20 protein-coding genes are annotated in these 25,424 nt (G+C 71.6%); 14 read left to right on the forward strand and 6 right to left on the reverse strand.

What is annotated here, in order from left to right:
- Positions 1 to 2: 2 nt before the first annotated feature.
- From ACWEN0_RS35500 to ACWEN0_RS35510, 3 genes are read right to left on the reverse strand one after another with little or no spacing between them, the layout of a single operon-like run.
- Positions 3 to 1,205 carry an RNA polymerase sigma factor gene (locus ACWEN0_RS35500; protein WP_451983720.1) on the reverse strand — a complete coding sequence of 401 codons (1,203 nt, stop codon included), beginning with the start codon at positions 1,203 to 1,205 and terminating at the stop codon, positions 3 to 5.
- On the reverse strand, positions 1,202 to 1,555 hold the full coding sequence (locus ACWEN0_RS35505; RefSeq protein WP_451983889.1) for a YciI family protein: 354 nt from the start codon (positions 1,553 to 1,555) through the stop codon (positions 1,202 to 1,204). The genes ACWEN0_RS35500 and ACWEN0_RS35505 overlap by 4 nt, the downstream gene beginning before the upstream one ends.
- Positions 1,556 to 1,560: 5 nt before the next feature.
- Complete coding sequence (locus ACWEN0_RS35510; protein ID WP_451983722.1) at positions 1,561 to 2,274, reverse strand: dihydrofolate reductase family protein; 714 nt, start codon at positions 2,272 to 2,274, stop codon at positions 1,561 to 1,563.
- Between the two features lie 225 nt (positions 2,275 to 2,499).
- Between ACWEN0_RS35510 and ACWEN0_RS35515 the strand changes: the two genes are divergently transcribed.
- Together ACWEN0_RS35515 and ACWEN0_RS35520 are read left to right on the forward strand one after the other, a co-directional pair.
- The gene (locus ACWEN0_RS35515; RefSeq protein ID WP_451983724.1) at positions 2,500 to 3,813 is read left to right on the forward strand and encodes a GH25 family lysozyme; all 1,314 of its coding nucleotides are present in this window, start codon (positions 2,500 to 2,502) and stop codon (positions 3,811 to 3,813) included.
- 35 nt (positions 3,814 to 3,848) lie between these two features.
- The gene (locus ACWEN0_RS35520; protein WP_451983726.1) at positions 3,849 to 4,577 is read left to right on the forward strand and encodes a D-Ala-D-Ala carboxypeptidase family metallohydrolase; all 729 of its coding nucleotides are present in this window, start codon (positions 3,849 to 3,851) and stop codon (positions 4,575 to 4,577) included.
- A 49-nt stretch (positions 4,578 to 4,626) separates the two neighbouring features.
- Here the strand turns inward: ACWEN0_RS35520 and ACWEN0_RS35525 are convergent, their stop codons facing one another.
- The 3 genes from ACWEN0_RS35525 to ACWEN0_RS35535 form a co-directional block, all read right to left on the reverse strand.
- Positions 4,627 to 5,586 carry a helix-turn-helix domain-containing protein gene (locus ACWEN0_RS35525; RefSeq protein WP_451983728.1) on the reverse strand — a complete coding sequence of 320 codons (960 nt, stop codon included), beginning with the start codon at positions 5,584 to 5,586 and terminating at the stop codon, positions 4,627 to 4,629.
- Between the two features lie 152 nt (positions 5,587 to 5,738).
- Entirely contained in the window at positions 5,739 to 6,803 is a 1,065-nt protein-coding gene (locus ACWEN0_RS35530; RefSeq protein WP_451983730.1) for a class I SAM-dependent methyltransferase, read from the reverse strand.
- Between the two features lie 127 nt (positions 6,804 to 6,930).
- Positions 6,931 to 8,457 carry a long-chain-fatty-acid--CoA ligase gene (locus ACWEN0_RS35535; protein ID WP_451983732.1) on the reverse strand — a complete coding sequence of 509 codons (1,527 nt, stop codon included), beginning with the start codon at positions 8,455 to 8,457 and terminating at the stop codon, positions 6,931 to 6,933.
- 95 nt (positions 8,458 to 8,552) lie between these two features.
- Between ACWEN0_RS35535 and ACWEN0_RS35540 the strand changes: the two genes are divergently transcribed.
- From ACWEN0_RS35540 to ACWEN0_RS35595, 12 genes are all read left to right on the forward strand, one after another.
- Positions 8,553 to 9,326: a maleylpyruvate isomerase family mycothiol-dependent enzyme gene (locus ACWEN0_RS35540; RefSeq protein ID WP_451983734.1), complete on the forward strand. Its 774-nt coding sequence runs from the start codon at positions 8,553 to 8,555 to the stop codon at positions 9,324 to 9,326.
- Between the two features lie 16 nt (positions 9,327 to 9,342).
- A complete protein-coding gene (locus tag ACWEN0_RS35545) occupies positions 9,343 to 10,545 on the forward strand; it encodes an ROK family transcriptional regulator (RefSeq protein WP_451983736.1) in 1,203 nt (400 codons plus the stop codon).
- A gap of 231 nt (positions 10,546 to 10,776) precedes the next feature.
- Complete coding sequence (locus tag ACWEN0_RS35550) at positions 10,777 to 11,964, forward strand: ROK family protein (RefSeq protein ID WP_451983738.1); 1,188 nt, start codon at positions 10,777 to 10,779, stop codon at positions 11,962 to 11,964.
- Positions 11,961 to 13,463, forward strand: a complete 1,503-nt coding sequence (locus tag ACWEN0_RS35555; RefSeq protein WP_451983740.1) for a sugar ABC transporter ATP-binding protein — start codon at positions 11,961 to 11,963, stop codon at positions 13,461 to 13,463. The genes ACWEN0_RS35550 and ACWEN0_RS35555 overlap by 4 nt, the downstream gene beginning before the upstream one ends.
- Complete coding sequence (locus ACWEN0_RS35560) at positions 13,460 to 14,458, forward strand: ABC transporter permease (RefSeq protein WP_451983742.1); 999 nt, start codon at positions 13,460 to 13,462, stop codon at positions 14,456 to 14,458. Before ACWEN0_RS35555 ends, ACWEN0_RS35560 begins: the two co-directional genes overlap by 4 nt.
- 21 nt (positions 14,459 to 14,479) lie before the next feature.
- Positions 14,480 to 15,535, forward strand: coding sequence for a substrate-binding domain-containing protein (locus ACWEN0_RS35565; protein WP_451983744.1), 1,056 nt, complete (start codon positions 14,480 to 14,482; stop codon positions 15,533 to 15,535).
- 31 nt (positions 15,536 to 15,566) lie between these two features.
- Positions 15,567 to 16,709, forward strand: a complete 1,143-nt coding sequence (locus ACWEN0_RS35570; protein ID WP_451983746.1) for a Gfo/Idh/MocA family protein — start codon at positions 15,567 to 15,569, stop codon at positions 16,707 to 16,709.
- Positions 16,706 to 17,710: a sugar phosphate isomerase/epimerase family protein gene (locus ACWEN0_RS35575; protein ID WP_451983748.1), complete on the forward strand. Its 1,005-nt coding sequence runs from the start codon at positions 16,706 to 16,708 to the stop codon at positions 17,708 to 17,710. Before ACWEN0_RS35570 ends, ACWEN0_RS35575 begins: the two co-directional genes overlap by 4 nt.
- Positions 17,711 to 17,719: 9 nt before the next feature.
- Positions 17,720 to 18,574, forward strand: coding sequence for a TIM barrel protein (locus ACWEN0_RS35580; RefSeq protein ID WP_451983750.1), 855 nt, complete (start codon positions 17,720 to 17,722; stop codon positions 18,572 to 18,574).
- Positions 18,575 to 18,591: 17 nt separating this feature from the next.
- Positions 18,592 to 19,566: a multicopper oxidase domain-containing protein gene (locus ACWEN0_RS35585; protein ID WP_451983752.1), complete on the forward strand. Its 975-nt coding sequence runs from the start codon at positions 18,592 to 18,594 to the stop codon at positions 19,564 to 19,566.
- 10 nt (positions 19,567 to 19,576) lie between these two features.
- Positions 19,577 to 23,524 (forward strand): ThuA domain-containing protein, encoded by a 3,948-nt coding sequence (locus ACWEN0_RS35590; protein ID WP_451983754.1) that lies wholly within the window; start codon positions 19,577 to 19,579, stop codon positions 23,522 to 23,524.
- 60 nt (positions 23,525 to 23,584) lie between these two features.
- A complete protein-coding gene (locus ACWEN0_RS35595) occupies positions 23,585 to 25,396 on the forward strand; it encodes an OmpL47-type beta-barrel domain-containing protein (RefSeq protein ID WP_451983756.1) in 1,812 nt (603 codons plus the stop codon).
- The last annotated feature ends 28 nt before the right edge of the window (positions 25,397 to 25,424 follow it).

Genomic DNA, 25,424 nt, shown 5'->3' on the forward strand with positions numbered 1-25,424 from the left:
CGTCACCCCAGCCGCGCGGCGCGGGTCAGGAGGTGGCGCCGCTCGGGTTCGCTCGTGGTGCGCCGGGCCGCCTCCTGGTAGCCGGCGCGGGCCGCGTCGTGGTCGCCGGCCAGCTCCAGCAGGTGGGCCCGCACGGACACCAGGTGGTGGGACGCGGAGACGCGCTCGTCGGCCGAAAGGGCGTCGAGCAGAGCCAGCCCGGCCGCGGGGCCGTGGACCTCGGCGACCGCGACGGCCCGGTTGAGCGTCACCGTCGGGTTGGGGGCCACGCGCTCCAGAACCGTGTAGAGGGCCAGGATCTGGCGCCAGTCGGTGGCTTCGGCGGTGGGCGCCTCGTCGTGGACGGCGGCGATGGCGGCCTGGAGCTGGTACGGGCCGATCGGGCCCTTCGCCAGCGTTTCGGTCACGAGGGCCACGCCTTCGGCGATGGCTCCGGCGTCCCAGAGCGTCCGGTCCTGCTCGCTCAGCGGCACCAGCGAGCCGTCCCGCGCCGTGCGGGCCGCGCGGCGGGCGTCGGTCAGCAGCAGCAGGGCCAGCAGCCCGGCCACCTCGCCGTCGCCGGGGACCAGCCGGTGCAGCTCGCGCGCCAGCCGGACGGCCTCCGCCGTCAGCTCGGCCCGCACCAGCCGTGCCCCCGACGTCGCCGTGTACCCCTCGTTGAAGACGAGGTAGACGACCTGGAGCACGACGCCCAGCCGGTCCGCCTGCTCGGCCGGCGGGGGCGGGGCGAAGGTCGCCCCGGCCGCTTTGATGCGGTGCTTGGCCCGGCTGATGCGCTGCGCCATGGTCGCCTCGGGCACGAGGAAGGCCCGGGCGATCTCGGCGGTCGACAAGCCGCCGACGGCCCGCAGCGTCAGCGCGACCTGCGACGGGGGCGTCAGCGCCGGGTGGCAGCACAGGAACAGCAGCGTGAGGGTGTCGTCGTCGCCCGGGGCGTCGCCGGCGGGCGGCGTGCGGAAGGCGTCGGCCTCCTCCCGCCGGCGGCGCGCCGCCTCGCTGCGCACCTGGTCGGCGAGCCGCCGCGACGCCACGGTCACCAGCCAGCTCCGGGGGTTGTCCGGCCACCCCTCCACCGGCCACTGCGCCGCGGCCGCCACCAGCGCCTCCTGGACGGCGTCCTCGCAGGCGTCGAACTGCCCGTAGCGGCGCACCAGCACGCCGAGCACCTCCGGGACCAGCCGCCGGACGGCCTGCCAGTCGCTCACGGCCCGACGTCGGCCTCGTGCATGAGCGGCCGGACCTCGACCCCCCAGTGACGCGCCGACGGGTTGCGAGCCGCGATCTCCAGGGCCCGGTCCAGGCTGTCGCAGTCGACGATCGTGAAGCTGCCCAGGAACTCCTTGGCTTCGGCGTACGGGCCGTCGGTCACCACCGGCGTCCCGCCGGCGACCCGGACCAGCTTGGCGTTCACCTGGTCGGCCACGCCCCAGGCGCCGACCAGCTCACCCGACTCGAACAGCTCCTGGTTGAGGGCGTCGGTCTCGCGGATGAGCTCGGCGAGCGCCTCCGCGCCGATCGACGTGAACGCTTCCTCGTTGCCGTAGATCAGCAGCATGTACTTCACCGCTCGCTCCTCTCGCCGACCAGCTCGCCGCTGGCGCCGCGGTCGTCCAGCACCAGCTTCGACCGCCCGCTGACGGTATAGCGGATGTGCGTGACCCCCGGCGACTCGACGACCCGGACGGGGACCAGTTCGATGCCGTCCGCCGCGCCGAGGCCGAGGCCGGCGTCGAACAGGCGCTGGCCCTCGCCCAGCAGCACCGGGGCGATGTGCAGCTCGAACTGGTCGAGCAGCCCCGCGGCCAGCACCTGGCGCAGGAGCTCCCCACCACCGGCCACGGCGACGTCCTTGTCCCCGGCGGCCTCGCGGGCCAGCTCGATCGCCCGCTCGGGCCCTTCGGTGACGAACGTGAACGAGGTGCCGCCCCGGCGTTCCAGCACCTCCCGGGGACGGTGGGTCACGACGAACACCGGCGCCCGGAACGGCGGCTCCTCGCCCCAGGGGACCTCTCCGGCGTCGAACATGCGCCGGCCCATGACGTAGGCGCCGGCCGCCGCGAACGTCTCCGCGACGATCTCCGAGTCGACCGACGGCTCGCCGCCGGCGAAACCCTGCCGCTCGCGCCAGGCCATGGCGTCGACGGCCCAGCGGGTGACGCGGAAGAACCCGGGGGCCTCGGGTCCCCGCATCCAGTCGTTCACCTCCTTGGCGGCCCGTGGTCCGGTGTAGAAGCCGTCGAGGGACACCGACATCTGCGCGGTCACCTGGGTCATCGGCCGTGCTCCTTTTCGGGTGGGCGGCTCCGTCCGGCCGCCGGTGCCCCTCAGTCGGAGCGGGCCGGCCGTTCTCGACACGCGCCGGCGAAGAAATCCCGGACGTCCCAGCGGCGTCCCACCGGGGTGGCGTTTCCGCTGGTCCGGTGGGGTGGGACCGTCCCGGCGTCCCGAGTCGACCGCGTACCCGCGACCGATCGGGTCGCCCCTGCCAGCCTCCTCGCCATGCAGAAACTCGCTTTGGCCGTCGCGATGCTGCTGGTGCTCCCCGCCGCGGCCGCGGTCGCGGCCGTACCCGTCGCGGTGTGCGGTCACACCGGCTCCCAGCCCACCCTGGCCCAGGGGGCGACCGGCACGGCGGTCGTCGAAGCCCAGTGCGAACTGAACCTCGCCACCAAGGCGAGCCGGTACACGCCCCTCGGCGCGGACGGCTCCTTCGGCCCGGCCACCGACGCCCGGGTCCGCGTGTTCCAGCGCTGCGCCGCGGTGAGCGTGGACGGTCAAATCGGGCTGAACACGTGGGCCGCGCTGAACTCGTGGGCCGCGCGGCCGCGCAAGTGCGCGACCCAGGGCACCTCGGACGCCGCGCAGAGCGTCGTGTGCGGCCATTCCACGGCGCGTCCGACGCTGCGGAGCGGCTCCACCGGCACGGACGTCAAGGAGCTCCAGTGCCGGCTGAACCTCGCCATGGAGCCGGGCCACTACCCGCCGCTGACGGTCGACGGGAACTTCGGCGACGGCACCCGCACCCGGGTGATCCAGTTCCAGCACTGCGTCAACGCGAGCGCGGACGGCGTCGCCGGGCCCGCCACCTGGGCGAAGGTGACCGACTGGTCCAGCCGCAACGCCTACTGCGTGCCGCCGAAGCCCGCCGGGCACCCGGTCGACGGCGTCGACACGGCGAAGTACCAGCACCCCGGGGGCGCGGCGATCGACTGGAACGCCGTTAAGGCGTCGGGCGTCGACTTCGCGACCGTCAAGGCGACCCGCGGCCTCAACGTCACCGACGAGTACCTGGCCACGGACCTGCCCGCCGCCCGCGCCGCCGGCCTGGCCGTGGGGCCGTACCACTTCTACACGGGCACCGCGGCGAACACCGGCGGCGCGCAGGCCGACCGGTTCGTCGCCGCCGTGAAGGCCACCGGCTACACCGGCAAGCGCGCCGGCGACCTGCCGCCCGTGTTCGACCTGGAGTGGAAGGACGACGGCTCCGGCGGCTGCCCGCCGTACGTCACGGTCGCCGACGCCAAGGCGTGGCTGGACAGGGTGGCCGCGGCGTTCGGCCGGACCCCCGTCATCTACACCCAGAAGTCGTTCCTGGACGCGTGCCTGGGCGGCACCACGGCGCTGTCCGCGTACCCGATGCAGCTCGCCGACTACCGCCAGTCCGTCACGCAGCCGGCGCTGCCCGCCGGGTCGAAGACGTGGCTGATGTGGCAGTACACCGACGCGGCCATCCCCGACGGCATCCCCGCGCCGGCGACCGGGGACGTCTTCAACGGCACCCAGGCCGACCTCGACCAGCTCGCCAACCGCTGAATCCCCGTCAGGAAAGGACAAGTATGAGTCTCCCCATGAGCCGCCGCACGGTGCTGCGCGGCGCGGCCGTGATCGGCACCGCCGCGGTGGCCGGCCCCTTGCTGCTGGCCGGCACCGCCCAGGCGTACCCGTGGTCCCGCACGCTCGTGCAGGGGAACACCGGCGCCGACGTCACCGAGCTGCAGATCCGCGTCGCGGGCTGGGCGGCCGACCACGCGAGCCAGAGCCGCGTCTCGATCGACGGCGAATTCGGCCCCGGCACCGCGGCGGCGGTCCGCCGGTTCCAGGCGGCCTACGGCCTGGGCGCGGACGCGCAGGTCGGCCCGGCCACCCAGGCCGCGCTCAACGCGCTGGAGCAGAGTGACGGGTCCACCGCACACTTCGATTTCAGCGAGTTCACCGACCGGGTCAGCGGCACCTTCAACGGCGGCAAGGTCAGCGCGGCCACCGCCAAGGAAAACGCCCGCCGCTGCATGTACAAGCTGGAGGCGCTGCGCAAGAAGCTCGGGAACACGCCGATCACGGTGAACTCCGGGTTCCGCAGCATCGCGCACAACGCCGAGATCGGCGGGGCCGCCGACAGCATGCACCTGTACGGCACCGCGGCCGACCTGGACGTGCCGGGCGTGGCCAACAAGACCGTCTACCAGAAGGCCGAGACCTGCGGGTTCTCCGGCCTGGAGACCTACAACACCGACCACCAGCACGTCGACAGCCGGGCCGACCTCGGCCGCTCGTGGTGGTGGGAGAACGGAACGGTCTGACCGGCGGCCGCGGGTCTGACGCCGGAAACCCGCGCGGGGGTTTCCGGCGTCAGCGCGCGGTGTTCTGCAGGGCCGCCGAGCAGGACGGCCAGTCGTGGAAGTCATGGTCGACGCTCCACAGGCGGTGCGCCGCGTCGATGTTCCAGACCGGGTCGAACGCCTGGCGGGGCGTGCCGCCCAGGTCCAGCAGGCGGGCGTCGGAGATCTGGAAGACCCCCCAGTTGCGGCTGCCGTTCGTGTTCGGCAGCACCCACAGCGGATCGAGGAACGAGGCGCAGCGCGCGATCGCGACCGCCGTGTCGGGTGCTTCGGTGAACACGGCCCGGATCCGCTGCTCCACCACCGTCGTCGGCCAGCCCGCCATGCTGGTGCGGTGGTCGTACAGCGCGTTCTTGGTGGCGTCGTCGACCACGCCGCGGGCGGGCAGCCCGGCCAGCACCTGGAACGCGGTGACCCGCCGCAGCGTCTCCGGGCCGAACGAGCCGTCGACCGAAAGCCGCCCCTGGGCCGCGACGAGCAGGTTCTGCACCTCGGTGACGCACTCGTCGTGCTGGCCCATGCTCACCGGCGGTTGGCAGGCGGGGGAGAACAGCATCCGGTCGGCGTACCGGCCGGCGGCCGGCTCGGACCCGTCGGCGGTGACCCAGACCAGGCCACCCGCCAGCAGGACCACGACCGCGACGGCGACCGCCAGGTACCCGCGCCGGCGCGGCCACCACCCGCGTCGCGACGGGGCCTCGACGTGCTCTGGTGCCACTTCGTCGACTCGCCCGGCGTCGGCCAGGGCCCACAGCTGGTGCAGTTCGCGCAGTTCGTCCGCGGACGCGCCGCAGACCTTGGCGAAGGAGTGGACCACGCGGTAGTCGGCGGGCACGCTCTTGCCCGAGCAGTACCGGTGCAGGCTGGACCCGCTGGCCCCCGCCTGCTTGCCGAGCCGCTCGTAGCCCTGTCCGCTGCGGTCCTTCAACATGCGCAGGTAGGCGGCGAACTTCTCCGCGTGCAGGGGCACGATCGCGGGTACACCTCGCTCGGGGCAGCGAATGACCGACGGAAGTTAACACCGCCGCGCCGCGAGCCGGGCGGAAACCGACGGATTGGGCCACCCGGCCGATCACGCTCGCCCGGCCGGGCTGCCCGTCGTCGGGCAGCCCGGCCCGGGCGTCACGAAGCGGTGGCGCGCTCGACGACGACGGTCGCCATCAGGGAGTGGCCGACGCCGAGCCCTTGCTGGGTCTGCTGTTCGCACGCGAACAGGGCCTTGGCCAGCGCCTTCGCCTGGTCCGCCGAGCGCAGGCCCCGGCCGTCCCCGACCGAGGCGGCGACGACGTCGTTCCACCGCCGGGCGAACGTCTCGAAGAACGCCTCGATGTGCCGCGGGGCGGGTTCGGCGGGCGGCCGCAGCCGCAGCCGCGCGGGATCGACGTCGGTGGCGCCGCGGGCGAGGTCGTTGAGCAGGGTGCGGTAGGGCGGGATCGCCGGGTTGAAGGCGAGCGTCGCGGTGTGCCGCCCGACGAGGATCGACCGGTCCGTGAAGGTCAGCCGGCTCAGCCGGGCCCGGGCCCGGGTTGCCGCCTCGACGAGGGTTTCGTCCAGCGACCGGCGGTCGTAGAAGCTCATCTGGTCGTGGATGGTTTCGGTCGCCTCTTCGAAGAAGCTCATGTTGTACGGCCACCGCGTCCGGGGCCACCGCGGCGTCCATTCGATCGAGTAGCGGCCGAGCACGTCGACGATGATCACCGCGCTGTCCCGGGTTTCGACGATCTGGCGCATGATGCCGGTCAGGACGTCGGTGACCTCCTCGTGCGGGAGGTGCGAATACGGCACGCCGCACGAGAGGTAGAGGTCGAAGTCGCCCGGAGGCAGCTCGGACCGCATGTCCGCGATGTGGAACCGCGCGGGCCGCTGTTCGTGGAGCGAGCGCGCGGTGTCGACCATGTCCGGATCGACGTCGACGCCGACGTAGTCGAGTTCGCCGTCGTCGGTGACCGGGGCGAGGCTGCCGTGCCGGTCGGTCAGCAGCGCGAGCCCGTCCCCGATGCCGCACCCGACGTCGAGCACGCGCAGCGGCTTGCCGGGTTCGGGCCGGGCCAGGGCGGCCGCGTCCCGCAGGACGCGGTGGGAGACCACTTCTTCGAGCATGGTCTTGACGGGATCGCGCCGCTTCGGCGAGGTGTAGTGGGCCGTGGCGTCGCGATAGGACGTACTGGCCTGCGCGGAAGTGTTCACGCCTCGCTCCGCGCGGCCCGGTCGACGGCGGAGGCGTCCTCGCGTTCCGTGTGATCGGTGATCGTCATGCCCCGAACGTAGTTCATGCCGCGGCGGGGATGGCGTGATATTCCCGCCGATTGCTGAGCTAGCGCCGCCAGAGCACGTTGGGACAATCCGTGCCTTCGGCGGCGAGCTGCCGCTTGAGGACCTTGAACGTCGAGGTGCGCGGCAGTTCCGGGACCACGCGCACGTACTTCGGCACCTGCTTGGGCCCGAGGTCCGGCTGGCCGGCGAGGAACCGGCCGAAGCCGGCGGGGTCGAAGGGCGTGCCGTCGGTGACGACGGCCGCCATCACCTGGTCCCCGGTCACCGGGTCGGGCACCGCGTACACCGCGGCGTCGGTGATCGCGGGGTGGCGCAGCAGGATTCGCTCGATCGGCGCAGTGCCGAGGTTCTCCCCGTCGACGCGCAGCCAGTCGCCGAGGCGGCCGGCGAAGTAGCAGAACCCGTCGGCGTCGGCGTAGGCGAGGTCGCCGGTGTGGAACCGGCCGCCGCGCAGGCGTTCCGCGTCGGCTCCGGGATCGTTGTAGTAGCCGGCGAACCAGCCGGGGCCCGTCGTGTTCACCAGTTCGCCGACGGCTTCCGCGGCGTTGACCAGGTGGCCGTCGCGGTCGAATTCGGCCGGCGGGCACGGCCGGCCGGTGTCCGGGTGCACGATGGCGACGTCTTCGGTCGGCCTGCCGAGCGAGCCGGGCGGGGTGTCGTCGGTGCGGGCGAAGCCGATCCCGCCTTCGGTGGAGCCGAACGCGTCGACGACCTTGCAGCCGAAGCGCTTTTCGAACGCGGCCAGATCGGCGCTCGCGCCTTCGTTCCCGTAGACGAGGCGCAGCGGGTTGTCCGCGTCGTCGGGGCGCGGGGCAGTGGCGACCACGTAGGACAGGGGCTTGCCGACGTAGTTGGCGTAGGTCGCGCCGAACTTCCGCACGTCGGGCAGGAAGCCGGAGGCGGAGAACCGGCGGCGCAGGGCGATGCCCGCGCCCGCCGCGAGCCCGACCGCCCAGCCGGCCATGACGGCGTTGGAGTGGAACAACGGCATCGTGACGTAGACCGTGTCCGATGTGGACAGTCCGAAGCGCTGGGCGAGCATCGCGCCCGGAAAGGCGATCTTGCCGTGCGTGCAGCGCACGGCCTTCGGGTCGCCGCTGGTGCCGGAGGTGAAGATCAGCATGAGCAGGTCGTCCGGCGACGCGGCGACGGGCTCGATCGGCGTGTCCCCGGACGGCCACGATTCCAGGTCCCGCACGGCGATCCCGCCGAGGTCCAGCCCGGCCAGCAGCGGCCGGTACTTCGGTTCGGCGAGCACGAACTGGCAGTCGGCGAGCCGGACGTCCCGGGCGAGCGCCTCGCCGCGCCGGGTGGGGTTGAGCCCGACCAGGACCGCGCCGGCGAACGCGCAGGCACCCAGGAGGACGGAGAACGCGGGCACGTTGTCGGCCAGGATGCCGACGTGGGGCGGTTTGCCCGGCCGCAGCGCCGCGCGGAGGTCGGCCGCGCGGCACCGCGACGCCCGGACGTGCTCGGCCCACGACCACGTCTCGTCCTCGAAGCGCAGGCCGGGCCGTTCGTCGGTGGCGCGGGCCAGCAGAAGCTCGGTCACCGTCGGGACGTTCATCCGCGCCTCCTGCCGCAGAACTGAAACACGTTCTATTTCTAGCACGGGCCCGGCCGCGGCGGAACACTCGTGCCCCGCGGGGAGTTGAGGGTGGCATGACTCACCTCGTGGACCGCACGATCGCCGCCCTGCGCGCCGAGCACGACGCGCTCGCCGGCCTCGTCCGCACCCTCACCGACGACCAGCTGGCCGCCACCAGCGGCGCGGCGGAATGGACCGTCGCGCAGGCCCTTTCCCACCTCGGCAGTGGCGCGGAGATCGGCCGCGCGCCGATCGCCCGGGCCGCCGGGGAGACCGTGGCCGCCGAAGACAACCCGACGATCTGGGCCCGCTGGGACGGCTCGGCGCCGCGCGCGCAGGCCGAGGGCTTCCTGGAGCACAACGCCCGCTGGCTCGACACGGTCGAGGCGCTCACGGCCGAGCAGCGGTCGTCGCTGACCGTCGACCTCGGGTTCCTGCCGGAGCCGGTCCCGCTCGTGACGGCGGTGGGCATGCGCCTGAGCGAGGTCGCCAACCACTCCTGGGACGTGCGCGTGGCCTTCGACCCGGACGCGGGGGTGGACGCCGGCTCGGCCGCCGTGCTCGTCGAACTCCTGGCCGGGCCCGTCGGCTTCATGCTGAGCTTCCTCGCGAAGCCGGCCGAGCTCGCGAACCCGGTGTCGCTCGCGGTTCCCGGCGGCGGTCTGGTCATCGACGACACCGTCACCGCGGTGGACCACCTCGAGTCGCCGACCGCGACGTTCACCGGGCCGGCCGAGGCGTTCGTCCGGCTGGTCAGCGGCCGCCTCAAGGCGCCGTACGACCGCGGTGTCACCGTCGACGGCAACGCCACGCTCGACGACCTGCGTCGCGTGTTCCCCGGTTTCTGACCGTAGGCTGAGCCGAATGAGCGCGGCATCAACCCCGGAGCAGTCGATGGTCGAAACCCGGCACCAGACCCGGTTGCTCACGCTGCTGCGCGACGAGGGCCCGATGTCGCGGGTCGAGCTCGGGGAACGCCTCGAGCTGCCGCGGGCCCGGGTGGGGGCCGAGGTGGCCCGGCTCGACGAGGTCGGGCTCGTCGAGACCGCCGGGCCGTCGGCCAGCCGCGGCGGCCGCCGGTCGACGCTGGTCCGGCTGGCCGGTGACCTGCGCGTGCTCGCGGTGGACGTCGGCGCGACGTCGGTCGGGGTGGCGGTGACCGACGCTTCGTGCGAGGTGCTCGCGCACACCGTCGAGGACTGCGACGTGCGCCAGGGGCCGCACCCGGTGCTGCGCCGGGTCGCCGAGCTCGCGGGGAAGGTCCGGGACGAGGCGCCCGGCAAGCTCGTCGCCGCGGGCATCGGGCTGCCGGGGCCGGTCAGCTTCGCCGAGGGGATGGCAGTCGCGCCGCCGATCATGCCGGGCTGGGACCGGTTCAACGTCCGCGACCACCTCGGCGGGCTCTGGGGCTGCCCGGTCGCGGTGGACAACGACGTCAACGCGATGGCCCTCGGCGAACGCCACGCCGGGGTCGCCCGGTCGACCGAGGACCTGATGTTCGTCAAGATCGGCACCGGGATCGGCTGCGGGATCGTGCTGGGCGGCAAGGTCTACCGCGGGGTCGCGGGCACGGCGGGCGACATCGGGCACATCCGCCTCGACGACTTCGGCCCGACCTGCGCCTGCGGTGAGGTCGGCTGCCTGGAGGCCTACTTCGGCGGCGCCGCCCTGGCGCGGGACGGGCTGGCGCTGGCGCGCAGCGGGCGCTCGGCCCACCTCGCCGAGGTGGCCGCCGAACGCGGCGCGGTGACCGCGCGCGACGTCGGCCGCGCCGCGGCGGCGGGCGACTTCGGCGCGGTCAACCTGATCCGCGACGGCGGCCGGCGCCTCGGCCACGTGGTCGCGTCGCTGGTCAGCTTCATCAACCCGGGCATGGTGGTGATCGGCGGCGGCGTCGCGCAGCTCGGGCACCAGCTGCTCGCCGAGGTGCGCAGCGCGGTCTACCGCCGCTCGCTGCCCCTGGCGACGGGGAACCTGCCGATCGTCCTGTCGGAGCTCGGCGACACGGCGGGCGTCATCGGCGCGGCCTGGTCGGCGACCGACCGCGCGTTCACGCTCAGCAGCTGACGGGCATCCCGCACAGTCTCACCCTCGGTTGCTGAACGCGGCCTCTCTGTAGCGCTCAAACCGTACATACTTTTGCACTACAAATGCAAAAGTATGTACGGTTTGAGGCGTCTATCCGGGTGAAACCCGGACTTAACACGCCTTTGTCACCTTGACGGGTGACGGCAGTCACCCTACTTTCGCTGCCTGAGCAACAAAGTGTGTTCAGCACTCAGCACCAGTGGAGGCAACGTGGCCGGGGCCGGGACGAGGCGCGCCGAACCGGCGAGCCCGCGCACGGCGAGCCTGGCCGCCCTGCTGAGAGCGTTGCGCGCGGGACCCCTGTCACGTACCCAGCTGGCCGCCCGCTGCGGCGTCGCGAAGTCCGCCGTCCCCGGTCTGCTCGCCGAACTCGCCGAGCGCGGGCTGGTGCGGCCCGCCGGCGTCCTGCCCGGCAACGGACGGCCGAGCCGCCTGGTCGAACTCGACGGCGAAGACGCCTACGCGCTCGCCCTGGGCATCGAGGCCGACCGCCTCTCCGCCGTGGTCACCGACCTCTCCGGCCGCGTGTTGGCCGAGCAAGCCGAGACCGTCGACGTCGCCGCGCTCGGCCTCCAGCGATGCCTGGACGAACTCGCCCACCTGGCCACCGGCGTGCTGCCCGGCCCGCCGGCCGGCGTCGCGATCTCGGTGCCCGGGCTGGTCGACTCGACCGCCGCCGTCCTGCGGTTCGCCCCGGCCCTGCGCTGGCGCGACGCGGAAATCGCCGACCTCATGGCCGCCCGCCTGGCCGTTCCGGTCGACGCCATCGCCGTGGACAACGACGCCAACCTCGGCGCGCTCGCCGAGTCGGTCGCCGGCACCGGCAGCGAGCTGTTCTACCTCAGCGGCGGGACGGCGGTCGGCGGCGGGCTCGTCTCCGGCGGCGCGATCCTGCGCGGCGCCCGGGGTTTCGCGGGCGAGGTCGGGCACATCGCCGTCGACCCGGCCGGCGAACGGTGCGCGTGCGGCCGGACCGGCTGCCTGGAGACGAAGGCGAACCTGGCCGCGGTCCTGCGTGCCGCGGCCGCACCCGGTGATCCGCTGCACGACCCCGCTCTCGGCGTCGAAGGCCGCGTCGAACAGCTGAAGCAGCGCGTGCGGCGCGGCGACCAGCGGGCGTTCACCGCGGTGCACGAACTCGGCGTCACGCTCGGCGTCGCACTGTCCACTGTGGTCGACGTGCTCGACCCGGACGTCGTCGTCCTCGGCGGCTACTTCGCCGACCTGGGGGACTGGCTCGTCGAACCCATTCGCGTCGAACTCGCCGCCCGGCCGCTCGGGCACGCCCGGGTCGTGCCGTCCGGACTCGGGCTCAAGGCCCCGCTGCGCGGCGCGTCCCACCTGGCCGCCGAGCGGCTGTTCACGAACCCGACGCTCTTCGAGGAGGCCTCGGTATGAGCCTGCTGTCCGTGCGCGGGATCGTGAAGAGCTTCCCGGGCGTCCGCGCGCTCGACGGCGTCGACCTCGACGTCGAACCCGGCGAGGTGCACTGCCTGCTCGGCCAGAACGGCGCGGGCAAGTCGACGCTGATCAAGGTCCTCGCCGGCGCGCACCGCCCCGACGCGGGCGAGCTGACCTGGCGGGGCGAACGCATCGACGTCGGCTCGCCGGTCGACGCGCTGCGCCTCGGCATCGCCACCATGTACCAGGAGCTGGACCTCGTGCCCGGGCTTTCGGTGGCGGACAACATCTTCCTCGGCCACGAGCGGGCCCGCTTCGGCTTCACGCGCATCAGCCAGGCCCGCGACGAGGCCGCCCGGCTGATGACCCGGCTCGGCCACCCCGGCATCCGGCCCTGGCAGGAGGTGGGCAAGCTGTCCGCCGCGGGCCAGCAGCTGGTGTCGATGGCCCGAGCGCTCGCCCACGACGCCAAGCTGCTCGTGATGGACGAGCCGACCGCCGCGCTGGCCGGCGAGGAGGTCGACAACCTCTTCCGCATCGTCGGCGAGCTGACCGCCGACGGCGTCGCGGTCGTCTACATCTCGCACCGCCTGGAAGAACTGCGCCGGATCGGGCACCGGGTGACCGTGCTCAAGGACGGCCGGACCGTCGGCACCGGCCTCGACGCCCGCACGACGCCGACCTCCGATCTCGTCGCGCTGATGGCCGGGCGGAAGGTCGAGACGGTCTTCGGCCCGCGCCACGACGGTCACGCCGACCGGACCGGCACCGCGCTCGAAGTCCAGGGGCTGGCCCGCACCGGCGAGTTCGAGGACGTCACCTTCTCGGTCCACCCCGGCGAAGTCGTCGGCATCGCCGGGCTGGTCGGGTCCGGTCGCAGCGAACTGCTCGAGACGATCTTCGGCGCGCGCAAGGCCGACAGCGGAACCATCGCCGTGCAGGGGAAACCGCTCAGGCCCGGCAGTGTGCTCGCCGCCGTCAAGGCGGGCATCGGGCTGGCCCCTGAGGAACGCAAGAGCCAGGGCCTGCTGCTGGACCTCCCGGTGGTGCACAACGTGACGCTGGCCAGCCTCGGCCGCTACGCGAAGTTCGGTTTTTCCGAACGCGGCAAGGAACTCGAGGACGCCGGCGCGAGCCTGCGCCGCCTCGACCTGCGGCCCGCCGACCCGCGCCGGATCGTCCGCACGCTCTCCGGCGGCAACCAGCAGAAGGCGGTGCTCGCGAGGTGGCTGGTCCGCGGGTGCACGGTGCTGCTGCTCGACGAGCCCACGCGCGGCGTCGACGTCGGCGCGCGTGCCGAGCTGTACCGGCTGATCGACGAGCTGGCCGCGAGCGGCGTCGCGATCGTGCTGGTGTCCAGCGAAATCCCCGAGGTGCTCGGGCTTTCCGACCGGGTGCTGGTGCTGCGCGAGGGCCGGGTCCTCGCCGACCGGCCGTCCGCCGGGCTGACCGAGGCCGCGGTGCTCGACGTGATTCTCGAGGGGAGCGCGGCATGACCGACACCGAAGCACCACCCGCGAAAGCGCTGTCCGCCGAAAGCCGGCGGTTCTCCTGGCGGGCCGACCCGAGGCTGCTCGGCCTGGCCGGCGTGCTCGTCGTGCTCTGCCTGGTCGGCCAGTTCACCCGGCCCGAGCTGTTCTTCACCGAAAGCAACATCTCGACGATCCTGCGGCTGGCCGCGGCGATCGGCGTGGTCAGCGTCGGCATGACGTTCGTGATCATCAGCGGCGGCATCGACCTGTCCGTCGGCTCGATCGTCGCGCTCTCCAGCGTCTGGCTGACGACCTTGGCCACCCAGTCGTACGGGCCGTGGATCATGGTCCTTTGCGGACTGGCGGTCGGGCTCGGCTGCGGGCTGGTCAACGGCGTGCTCGTCGCCTACGGCAAGGTCGTGCCGTTCATCGCGACGCTCGCGATGTACGTCTCGGCGCGCGGGCTCGCCGAGCGGATCAGCGGCCGTCGCACGCAGGTGGTCGCCGACCAGGACTTCCTCGCCTTCTTCCGGGGCGGCTTCCTCGGCATCCCGACGCTCATCTGGCTGTTCGCGCTGGTGTTCGCGGTCGGCTGGGTCGTGCTCAACCGCACCACCTTCGGCCGCCGCACCTACGCCGTCGGCGGCAACATCGAGGCGTCGCGGCTGGCCGGCATCAACGTCAAGCGTCACCTCGCGCTCGTCTACGGCGTCGCCGGGCTGTGCTGCGGGATCGCCGCGCTCATGGTCGTCGCGCGGACGACGGCGGGCGCGTCCACCAACGGCATGTTCTACGAGCTCGACGCGATCGCGGCCGTGGTCATCGGCGGCACGCTGCTCACCGGCGGCCGCGGCTCGCTGATCGGCACCCTGATCGGCGTGCTGATCTTCACGGTGCTGTCCAACCTCTTCACGCTCAACAACCTGGACACCGACATCCAGAACATCGCCAAGGGCGTGATCATCGTGCTCGCCGTGCTCCTGCAGTTCCGGGCCAGGAAAGCCAGGACCGGTCCGTAGAAATCACCGATGGAGGTCATCATGGCCGAACAACCCTTCCTCGGCCGCCGGGGATTCCTGCTGGGCGGGGCCGCTGTCGGCGCCGGCGCTTTGCTGGCCGGCTGCACGTCGAACACGCCCGCGGCGTCGGAGTCGACCGCGCCGGTCGCCAACGCCGGGAGCAACGCCCAGCCCGGAAAGCCGGTCACGATCGGCTTCTCCGCGCCGGCCGCCGACCACGGCTGGATCGCGGCGATCACCAAGAGCGCCAAGGCCCAGGCGCAGAAGTTCAGCGAGGTGAAGTTCACCGCCACCGAAGGCACCAACGACGTCAACCAGCAGATCTCCCAGGTGGAGACGCTGATCAACGCCAAGGTCGACGTCCTGGTCATCCTGCCCTTCGACGGCAAGGCGCTCACCTCGGTCGGCCAGCAGGCGATGGACGCCGGCATCCCGGTGATCAACCTGGACCGCGTCTTCGACACCCCGCTCGCGTACCGAACGTGGATCGGCGGCGACAACTACCGGATGGGCGTCAACGCGGGCAACTACCTCGCCGCGGAGCTCAAGAAGAAGAACGTCGCGAACCCGATCATCGGCGAGGTCGCCGGGATCGACTCGCTGCCGCTGACGCAGGAACGCAGCAAGGGCTTCGCGGACGCGCTCGGGCGCAGCGGGTTCAAGGTCGGCCCGCGCGTCTCGGCGCAGTTCACGTCGGAGTCGGGGGAGCAGCAGACGGCGAACCTGCTCCAGGGCGCACCGAAGCTGGACGCGCTGTGGAACCACGACGACGACCAGGGCATCGGCGTCAACGCGGCGATCGACACCGCGGGCCGCAAGGAGTTCATCATGGTCGGCGGCGCCGGCTCGAAGAACATGATGAACCTGATCAAGGCCGACTCCTCGCCGATCAAGGCGACCGTGCTCTACAGCCCGTCGATGGCCTCGACGGCGATCGCGCTGGCCCGGTTGCTGGGGCAGGGCAAGGGGATCGGCGACCTGGCCGAGCACGACATCCCGGCCGAGATCACGACGTACTCCGCGGTCGTCACCAAGGAGAACGTCGACCAGTACCTGGACGTCGGCTTCGATTCCTGACCGGACTTTTCGCCAGAACACAAGGAGGGGCATGAGCCGGGAAACCATCGGGATCGGCATGGTCGGGCACGCGTTCATGGGAGCGGTGCACTCGCACGCCTGGCGCAGCGTGCACCGGTTCTTCGACCCGCCGCTGGTACCGAGGCTCGCCGTGCTCGGCGGCCGCGACGAAACCCGGGCCAGGGCGGCCGCGGAGAAGTTCGGGTGGGAGGACGTCGAAACCGACTGGCGCAAGCTCGTCGCCCGGGACGACGTCGGCCTGGTCGACGTCTGCACGCCGGGCGACAGCCACGCGGAGATCGCGATCGCCGCGCTGGACGCCGGGAAGCACGTGCTGTGCGAGAAACCCCTCGCCAACTCGGTCGCGGAGGCCGAGGCGATGGCCGGGGCGGCGCGGCGGGCCCGTGAACGCGGGGTACGGGCCATGGTCGCGTTCAACTACCGCCGGGTGCCCGCGCTCGCGCACGCCAGGAACCTGGTTTCGCGGGGGGCCCTCGGCGAGATCCGGCACGTGCGGTCGGTGTACCTGCAGGACTGGCTGTCGGATCCGCGGGCGCCGATGACCTGGCGGCTGCGGAAGGAGTCCGCCGGGTCGGGTGCGCTGGGCGACCTGGGTGCGCACATCGTCGACGCGGCGCAGTTCGTCACCGGCGAGGTGATCACCGGGGTCTCGGCGCTGACGAACACCTTCGTCACGGAGCGGCCCGCGGAGACCGGCGGGACGGACGAGGTGACCGTCGACGACACCGCGTTGTTCTTGGCACGGCTGTCCGGGGGAGCCGTGGCGAGCTTCGAGGCGACGCGGTTCGCGCTGGGCCGCAAGAACGCGATGCGCCTGGAGGTCAACGGGTCGAAGGCGAGCCTGGCGTTCGACTTCGAGTCGATGAACGAGCTGCGGTGGTACGACGGCACCGGCACCGAAGCGGGCTTCCGCCGGATCCTGGTGACCGAGCCGGAGCACCCGTACGTCGGGGTGTGGTGGCCGCCGGGGCACCTCCTGGGCTACGAGCACACGTTCACCAACGAGGTCGCCGACCTCTTGACCGCCATCGGCTCGGGCACCGATCCCGAGCCGGGTTTCGACGACGGCCTGCGCGTCCAGCGGGTGCTGGCTGCCGTCGAGGAAAGCGCGGCCGCCGAAGCGAAGTGGACCGCGGTAGAGGAGGAGAAATGAGCCGTCCGGTTACGCTGTTCACCGGCCAGTGGGCGGACCTGCCGTTCACGGAGGTCTGCAAGCTCGCCGCCGAGTGGGGCTACGACGGCCTGGAAATCGCTTGCTCGGGCGACCACTTCGAGGTCGACCGCGCACTGTCCGAAGAGGACTATGTGCCGGGGCGGCTGCGGCTGCTCGCCGAGCACGGCCTCAAGGTGTGGGCGATCTCGAACCACCTCGTCGGCCAGGCCGTCTGCGACGACCCGATCGACGACCGCCACCGCGCGATCGTCCCGTCCCGGATCTGGGGCGACGGCGATCCCGAGGGCGTCCGGCAGCGGGCGGCGGCCGAGATGGCCGACACGGCCAGGGCGGCGGCGAAGCTCGGTGTCGACACGGTCATCGGGTTCACCGGGTCGAAGATCTGGAAGTACGTGGCGATGTTCCCGCCGGTAGGGCGCGATGTCATCGATGACGGTTACGCAGACTTCGCGCGTCGCTGGAACCCGATCCTGGACGTCTTCGACGAGGTCGGCGTCCGGTTCGCGCACGAGGTGCACCCGTCGGAGATCGCCTACGACTACTGGACCACCGAACGGGCGCTCGAAGCCGTCGGGCACCGGCCCGCGTTCGGGCTGAACTGGGACCCGTCGCACTTCGTGTGGCAGGACCTCGACCCGGTCGGGTTCATCCTCGACTTCGCCGACCGGATCTACCACGTCGACTGCAAGGACACCCGCAAGCGCTTCGACGGCCGCAACGGGCGCCTCGGCTCGCACCTGGCGTGGGCCGATCCGCGGCGGGGCTGGGACTTCGTGTCCGTCGGCCACGGCGACGTCCCGTGGGAGGACTGCTTCCGGGCGCTCAACGCGATCAAGTACACCGGCCCCGTCTCGGTGGAGTGGGAGGACGCCGGGATGGACCGCCTCCGCGGCGCGGCGGAGGCGGTGAAGTACCTGCGCGAGCACCTGTTCGACCAGCCGTCGGCGGCTTTCGACGCGGCTTTCAGCAACCAGAGATGAGGGAGTTCCATGTGCGGTGAACGGCCAGAGCAGCACTCCCGGCGAACGTTCCTGAACGTGGCGACGGCCGCCCTCACGGTGGGGGCGGCGGCCATCGCCTTGCCCGGCGTCGCGGACGCTTCCCCCGCGAGGCGACGCGTTCCGCTCGACAAGATCAGCATCCAGCTCTACTCGCTGAGGTCCCTGCTGCAGAACGATCCCGAAGGCACGCTGTCAGCGCTGGCCGACATCGGCTACCGGAAGGTCGAGCTGGCCGGGACGTACGGCCGCAGCGCCACCGAGTTCCGCGCCATCCTCGACCGCAACCACCTCAAGGCGTCCTCGACGCACGTCGGCATCGACGGCGACCTGAACCAGACCATCGCGGACGCGAAGATCCTCGGCAACACCTCGGCCGTCGTGCCGTACGCGAACTTCGGCACCATCGCGGAGTGGGAGGCCTTCGCGGGCCGGATGAACACCGCCGCGGTGGCGTTCAAGAAGGCCGGGCTGAAGCTCGGCTACCACAACCACGACCACGAGTTCGCCCCGATCGGCGGGGTGGTCCCGTACGACGTGCTCACCGCGAAGACGAACAAGCGGGACGTGCACCTGGAAATCGACCTCTTCTGGGCGGTGAACGGCGGCGCGGACCCGGTCGAGCTGTTCCGGCGCAACTACCCGCGCGTGACGCAGTACCACGTCAAGGACCGGACCGCGGACGGGCAGATGGTCGACCCCGGCGCCGGCGTCATCAACTTCCCGCGCATCTTCGCCGCGTCCTGCCACACCATCGGCGAGTACATCGTCGAGCACGACCAGCCGGCCGATCCGCTGAAAACCGCCAAGGCCGGCTTCGAGTACCTGCGTACCGTGCGCTTCTGAGCCCCGGGGGAATCCACATGCGAGTGTCACGTCGGTCGATGCTGGCCGGAACCGCCGCGGGCGTGCTCGCGCCCGCCGTCGGGCTGGCCGGCACGGCCGAGGCGGCGGGCCTGACCCGCCGGATCACGATCTACGCCGAAGCACTGCCCAACGGCCGCTACGGCTACGGGCTCGAGCCGGGCAAGGCCACGGTTCCGGGGCCGCTGCTGGAGATCTACGAGGGCGACACCCTCGAGATCGAGCTGGTCAACACGACCGACCAGCGGCTGTCGATCCACCCGCACGGCGTCAACTACGACACCGCGTCGGACGGCGCGCCGCTCAACGCGTCGTTCAACAACCCGCGCGAAACGCGGACCTACGTCTGGCGCACCCGGGCGAGAGCCGAGGCCAGTGGCGGGTTCTGGATGCCGGGCAGTGCCGGGTACTGGCACTACCACGACCACGCGATGGGCACCGACCACGGCACCGCCGGGCTCGCCCGCGGGCTCTACGGCGGGCTGATCGTGCGCAAGCGCGGCGACCTGCTGCCCAGCCGGCAGTACACGGTCGTGTTCAACGAGATGATGATCAACCACGAGATGGCGCCGAACACGCCGATCCTCGAGGCACGGCTCGGCGAGCGCGTCGAGTGGGTGTGCATCGGGTACGGGAGCCTGCCGCACACGTTCCACCTGCACGGGCACCGCTGGGCCGACACCCGCACCGGGATGTTGAGCAGTGCCACCGACAACGCCCAGACCGTCGACAACAAGAACCTCGACCCGGGCAGCTCGTTCGGCTTCCAGGTGCTCGCCGGCGACGGCGTCGGACCGGGGGTGTGGATGTACCACTGCCACGTCCAGACCCACTCCGACGGCGGCATGGTGGGCCTGTTCCTGGTCCGCAACCCCGACGGCAGCCTGCCCGACGGCGCCCAGGACGCGATCGACCGGTTCAAGCAGCACGACCACTCCGGGCACGACATGCCCGAAGCCCGCACGCACGCGTAGGAGGGGAGCCATGAAAAGACGGTGGTTCGGAAGGCGCGGCGCGGTCGTGCTCGCCATCGGGTCGGTCCTCGCGGCCGGGGCGCCGCTGATGGCGATGCCGGTGGCACAGGCCGCGCCGGCCGCGGTGAACGTACCGGTGAACGTGCTGGTCTTCCACGGCGCCGCGGCCGGCCAGAAGGACCCGGTGCTGCGCGCGGCGGACGCGATCGCGAGGCTGGGCGGGGACAACGGCATCACGGTGACGGCGTCGCAGGACCCGGCCGTGTTCAGCACCGCCAACCTGGCCCGCTACCGCGGTGTCGTGTTCCTGTCCGCCCAGGGCGTGGCGCTCACCCGGGACCAGGAAGCCGCGCTGCAGGCGTACATGAAGGCGGGCGGCGGGTTCCTCGGCATCTCCGACGCGGCCCGCGCGCAGGACTCGTCCCAGTGGTTCACCGGGCTGATCGGCGCCCGGCCGGTCGGGGCCCGCCCGACGCCCGAAGCCGTGGCGTCGGTGACCGCGAGCGCGGAGAACCCGCCCAACGAGACCAAGGAAAAGCTGGCCGACAACAACGAGAACACCAAGTGGCTGACGTTCGCGAACACCGGTTGGGCCGCCTACAAGCTGGCCACCCCGGTCGCGGTCAGCAGCTACTCCCTGGTGTCGGCGAACGACTTCCCGGGCCGCGACCCGAAGAGCTGGACCCTGCAGGGTTCGGCCGACGGCAGCACCTGGGTCGACCTGGACACGCGCACCAACGAGGTGTTCACCGACCGGTTCCAGACCCGGACGTTCACCTTCACCAACACCACGGTGTACCCGAACTACCGGCTGAACATCACCGCGAACGCGGGTGAGCCGCTCATCCAGCTCGCCGACCTCAAGCTGTTCAAGGACACCTCGACGACCCCGCCGCCGCCCGAGCCGGCGCCGCAGCAGGCCGTCGTCGACGTCCTCGATGCGCAGCACCCGGCCACCGCCGGGCTGCCGCAGAACTGGACGCGCACCGACCGCTGGCTCAACTGGGAGTCCAACCCGGTCGGCACCGTCCACACGGTCGCGCAGGTGGAGGAGAAGGGCTACAACCCCGGGGTCGGTGCGAACGGCGCGTTCCACCCGATCTCCTGGTGCCGCGACTACGACGGCGGCCGGTCCTTCTACACCGGCATGGGCCGGACCGAGGGTTCGTACGGCGAGGACCAGTTCCGCAAGCACCTGCTCGGCGCGCTGCGCTGGACGACCGGGATGGTGCGGGGCGACTGCCAGGCCGGGATCGCCGCGAACTACAAGGTCGAGCGGCTGACCGGCAAGAACGCCGCTGGGCAGCTCGACCAGATCGGCGAGCCGCACGGGCTGACCATCGCCCCGGACGGCAAGGTGTTCTACATCGGCAAGGCGGCCTGCCCGACCGGGCCGGTCGTCAGCTGGGACGACCCGAACGTCGGCCTCGGCTGCGGCACGATCCACCAGTGGGACCCGGTCACCAAGAAGCCGAAGCTGCTCACGACGTTGCGCGTGATGGGCAACCGGGGCAGCGGTGACGAGCTGGTCAAGAACGAAGAGGGCCTGCTCGGGCTGACGCTGGACCCGAAGTTCGCCGAGAACGGCTACCTGTACGCCTACTGGATGCCGCACGAGTCGATCGACCGCGACAAGCGGATCGGCAAGCGCACGGTTTCGCGGTTCACCTACAACCTGACCGCGCAGACCCTCGACCAGGCCACCCGCAAGGACCTGCTGTCCTGGGACGTCCAGATCCACAGCTGCTGCCACGCCGGCGGCGGCATGGCGTTCGACAAGGACGGCAACCTCTACATCGGGTCCGGGGACAACAACTCCTCGGGCGGCTCGAACGGCTACTCGGGCAACAACTGGACGCTCGACTACAAGGGCCTCTCGTTCCAGGACGCGCGCCGCACGGCGGGCAACACCAACGACCTGGACGGCAAGATCCTGCGCATCCACCCGGAGGCGAACGGGACCTACACCATCCCGCAGGGCAACCTGTTCCCGAACGGACCCGCGGACAAGACGCGTCCGGAGATCTACGTGATGGGCGTCCGCAACATTTCGCGCCTGCAGATCGACCCGGTGCACAACTGGATGACCGCGGGCTGGGTCGGCCCCGACGCGTCCTCGCCGAGCCCCGAACTGGGCCCGGCGAAGTACGAGACGGCGACCATCATCACCGAGGCGGGCAACCACGGCTGGCCGTACTGCATGGGCAACCGGCAGCCCTACCGCGACCGCAGCAGCACCAACGCCGCCGAGCTGACCGGCTGGTACGACTGCGACAACCCGGTGAACACCTCGCCGCGCAACACCGGCCTGGTGAACCTGCCGCCGATCAAGGACAACATGATCTGGTACTCGCCGGACGGCGGCGGCCCGGTCTTCCCGAAGCGGCCGGGCTCGTCCATTCCGACGTACAACGCGGCGGACGCCACTTACACCCAGCCGTACCTGCGCGGCGGCGGCCAGGCCGTGATGTCCGGGCCGACGTACCACCGTTCGCTGGTCAACACGAACAGCGGCGTCGCGTGGCCGGCGTACTGGGACAACAAGTGGTTCATCGGCGACGAGTCCAACTCGCAGAACCGCGTCGCGGTGACCGTCGACCCGGCGGGCGTGCCGACGCACCAGCCGCCGGTGTTCGCCGAGACGTTCCGCCAGATCATCCCGGGCGGCGCCGGCGACACCCGGGTGCAGAGCTGGATGGACGCCAAGTTCGGGCCGGACGGCGCGCTGTACGTCCTGGACTACGGGAACGGGTTCTTCTCGCTGGACGCCAACCAGAAGCTGCTGAAGATCAGCTACACCGGCGGGGCGGCGACCCCGGCTCCGGCGGCGTCGTCGACGCTGGTGCAGAACAAGGCGCTGACGGCGGCGTTCACCGGCTCGAAGTCCGGCGGCGTGTCCTACCGCTGGGAGTTCGGCGACGGCTCGGTGTCCACCCAGGCCGACCCGCGCCACACCTACCCGCGCACCGGGATCTTCACCGCCAAGCTGACCGTGACCTACGCGAACGGCGAGGCGGTGACGACCCGGACCGCGGTGAACGTGGGCTGCGCCGTGGCCGACCCGAGCCCGGTGGTGACCTTGGGCGACACCATCACGAAGGTGGTCAACCGCAACGCCGGTGGCGGCTGCACGGTCGACGACTTCATCGACGACGAAGGCACGTGGAGCACGCACGCGGCGTTCGTCAACCACGTCGAGAACGCCGTCGAGACGCTCACCGACCTCGGCGTGCTCAACGACGCCGAGGGAGCCGAGCTGAACGCGGCCGCCGACGCGTCACCGATCGGGAAGGCGGGCACCACCGGCTACGACGCCCTCTTCGACGGCACGGCGGAGTCGCTGCGGAACTGGGAACAGGCCCCGTCGGGGCAGTTCACGCTCCAACCCGACGGGTCGATCCGCTCGGCCGGCGGACTGGGCATGCTCTGGTACGCCCAGCGGCAGTTCGGCGACTTCTCGGTCAAGGTCCAGTTCAAGGACATCGCACCGGACGGGTTCCGGGCCAACAGCGGCGTGTTCGTCCGGTTCCCGGATCCGCGGACCCCGCTGGACCAGCGGCCGCCGGGCAGCTGCGGCACGGTCGGCTCGGCGCGGACGTCACAGGCCTGGGTCGCGATCTACTGCGGTCACGAGATCCAGATCTACGACGGCGACAGCGGTGAGCCGCAGAAGACCGGGTCGGTCTACAACTTCGACCCGCGCCCGCTGGACCAGGCGGGCGCACGGCCGAAGGGCACGTGGAACGAGTACGAGATCAAGGTCGTCGGGCAGCACTACACGATGATCCGCAACGGCGTGGTGATCAACGAGTTCGACAACACGCCGGGACAGCAGTCCTCGCGCGCGGGTGACCCGCCGACCGACCTGCGGCAGTTCGTCAGCGGCTTCATCGGGCTGCAGAACCACAGTGACAACGACCTGGTCGAGTTCCGCAACATCCGGGTACGGCAGCTGTAGCGCGATGGGGGCCGGGCCGCGCGCCCGGTCCCCATCCCTCCCAGGAAGGTTCCTCCGGCGATGTCCCCACGCTTGATCACAGTGCTGCTGGCCGGGTTGCTGGCCCTGCTCGGGCCGGCCACCCCCGCGGTGGCGGCGCCGGTCCAGACCCTGACCTGGACCGGGAACAACAGCACCACCGAATACGCGTCCGCGCCCACCGGTGCGCTGCCCGGCGAGACCACGATCGTCTTCGAGAACAGCGAAGCCACCGGCAACACGACGGGGATGTCGCACACCCTGACGTTCGACACCTCGACGCCGGGCTACAACCACGACGTCTCGCTCAACATCCTGGCCAACCCCTTCGACACGAACAACGGCCGGCACGAAGCGACCGTGACGCTCACCCCGGGCAAGTACCGGTACTTCTGCACGATCCCCGGCCACACGGCGATGGTCGGCGAGTTCGTCGTCTCCGACGGAACCGGTGACACGACCGCGCCGACGGTGACCGCGGCGGTGGCGGGGGACCGCGACGAGTCGGGCAACTACCTCGAGTCCGCGACGGTTTCCCTGACCGCGACCGACGCGGGATCGGGCGTGGCCTCGGTCGAGTACCAGCTCGACGGCGGGACGTGGACCACCTACTCGGCGCCGGTGATGGTGACCGCGGCCGGCGTGCACATGCTGCACTACCGCGCGACCGACGTCGCCGGGAACACGTCCGAAGAAGGCATGGCCCACTTCACGATCGTCCGAGGCCAGGGCGACACGACCCCGCCGACGGTGACGGCCGACATCACCGGTGACAAGGACTCCTCGGGCAACTACCTCGACGTCGCCACGGTCCGGTTGACGGCCACGGACGCCGACTCCGCCGTGGCCTCGGTCGAGTACCAGCTCGACGGCGGCGCGTGGACGGCCTACACCGCGCCGGTCGCGGTGACCGGGGCGGGGGAGCACATGGTCCACTTCCGGGCCACTGATGCCGCCGGGAACACGTCACCGGAAGGCATGTCCCACTTCACGGTGGTCAAGCGCGACACGACCCCGCCGACGGTTTCCGCGGCCGTGGGCGGAACCCAGGACGACGACGGCAACTACGTCGGCAAGGCCACGGTGACCGTCACGGCTTCGGACACCGGCTCGGGCGTCGCCGCGGTCGAGTACAAAGTAGACAGTGGCGTGTGGATCGCCTACTCCGCACCGGTTCCGGTGACGGCGGCGGGTCCGCACACCGTCGGCTACCGCGCCCGCGACGTCGCGGGCAACGCTTCCGCGGAGGGCAGTGCGTCCTTCACCGTGGTCGCCGGCGGCGACACGACCGCGCCGGCGGTGTCCTTGGCGTTGACCGGCAAGCAGGACGGGAACTGGAACTACGTCGAGCAGGCGACGGTGACGGTGTTCGCCACGGACGCGGAGTCCGGGATCGCCGCGGTCGAGTACAAAGTGGACACCGGGGCGTGGACCCGCTACACGACACCGGTCGTCGTGGCCGCGCTCGGCGCGCACATGGTCCGATCGCGGGCCACGGACGTCGCCGGGAACGTGTCGGCGGAGGCGTTCGGGACGTTCGCGGTGGTCGCGGCCCCGCCGCCACCGGACGCCTGCCCGGACTCCGACACCCGCGACACGGTGGTGATCGGCGGGGTCGACAGCCAGGTGGAGAACACCGACATCGGCAACGGCTGCACGATCAACGACGTCATCGACGAAAACGCGGAGTACACGTCGCACGACCGGTTCGTGAAGCACGTGAAGGCGGTGACGCAGGAACTGGTCACCAACGGCGTGCTGTCGCCGGGAGACCGCAACCGCATCGTCACGGCGGCCATCGAGTCCGGCGTCGGCGGCGCCCCGGCAAAAGCGGATCACCGCGTTCTGACCTGAAACGACCCACTTGAGCACCTGGTGGTGG

This window comes from Amycolatopsis sp. NPDC004378, assembly GCF_053602455.1.

Coding starts and splice junctions, on each gene's coding strand:
- ACWEN0_RS35545 (WP_451983736.1), top strand. CDS start 9,343: ATGAGCGCGGCATCAACCCCGGAGCAGTCGATGGTCGAAACCCGGCAC.
- ACWEN0_RS35570 (WP_451983746.1), top strand. CDS start 15,567: ATGAGCCGGGAAACCATCGGGATCGGCATGGTCGGGCACGCGTTCATG.
- ACWEN0_RS35575 (WP_451983748.1), top strand. CDS start 16,706: ATGAGCCGTCCGGTTACGCTGTTCACCGGCCAGTGGGCGGACCTGCCG.
- ACWEN0_RS35580 (WP_451983750.1), top strand. CDS start 17,720: ATGTGCGGTGAACGGCCAGAGCAGCACTCCCGGCGAACGTTCCTGAAC.
- ACWEN0_RS35555 (WP_451983740.1), top strand. CDS start 11,961: ATGAGCCTGCTGTCCGTGCGCGGGATCGTGAAGAGCTTCCCGGGCGTC.
- ACWEN0_RS35515 (WP_451983724.1), top strand. CDS start 2,500: ATGCAGAAACTCGCTTTGGCCGTCGCGATGCTGCTGGTGCTCCCCGCC.
- ACWEN0_RS35560 (WP_451983742.1), top strand. CDS start 13,460: ATGACCGACACCGAAGCACCACCCGCGAAAGCGCTGTCCGCCGAAAGC.
- ACWEN0_RS35510 (WP_451983722.1), bottom strand. CDS start 2,274: ATGACCCAGGTGACCGCGCAGATGTCGGTGTCCCTCGACGGCTTCTAC.
- ACWEN0_RS35565 (WP_451983744.1), top strand. CDS start 14,480: ATGGCCGAACAACCCTTCCTCGGCCGCCGGGGATTCCTGCTGGGCGGG.
- ACWEN0_RS35535 (WP_451983732.1), bottom strand. CDS start 8,457: ATGAACGTCCCGACGGTGACCGAGCTTCTGCTGGCCCGCGCCACCGAC.
- ACWEN0_RS35585 (WP_451983752.1), top strand. CDS start 18,592: ATGCGAGTGTCACGTCGGTCGATGCTGGCCGGAACCGCCGCGGGCGTG.
- ACWEN0_RS35595 (WP_451983756.1), top strand. CDS start 23,585: ATGTCCCCACGCTTGATCACAGTGCTGCTGGCCGGGTTGCTGGCCCTG.
- ACWEN0_RS35505 (WP_451983889.1), bottom strand. CDS start 1,555: ATGCTGCTGATCTACGGCAACGAGGAAGCGTTCACGTCGATCGGCGCG.
- ACWEN0_RS35590 (WP_451983754.1), top strand. CDS start 19,577: ATGAAAAGACGGTGGTTCGGAAGGCGCGGCGCGGTCGTGCTCGCCATC.
- ACWEN0_RS35540 (WP_451983734.1), top strand. CDS start 8,553: ATGACTCACCTCGTGGACCGCACGATCGCCGCCCTGCGCGCCGAGCAC.
- ACWEN0_RS35520 (WP_451983726.1), top strand. CDS start 3,849: ATGAGCCGCCGCACGGTGCTGCGCGGCGCGGCCGTGATCGGCACCGCC.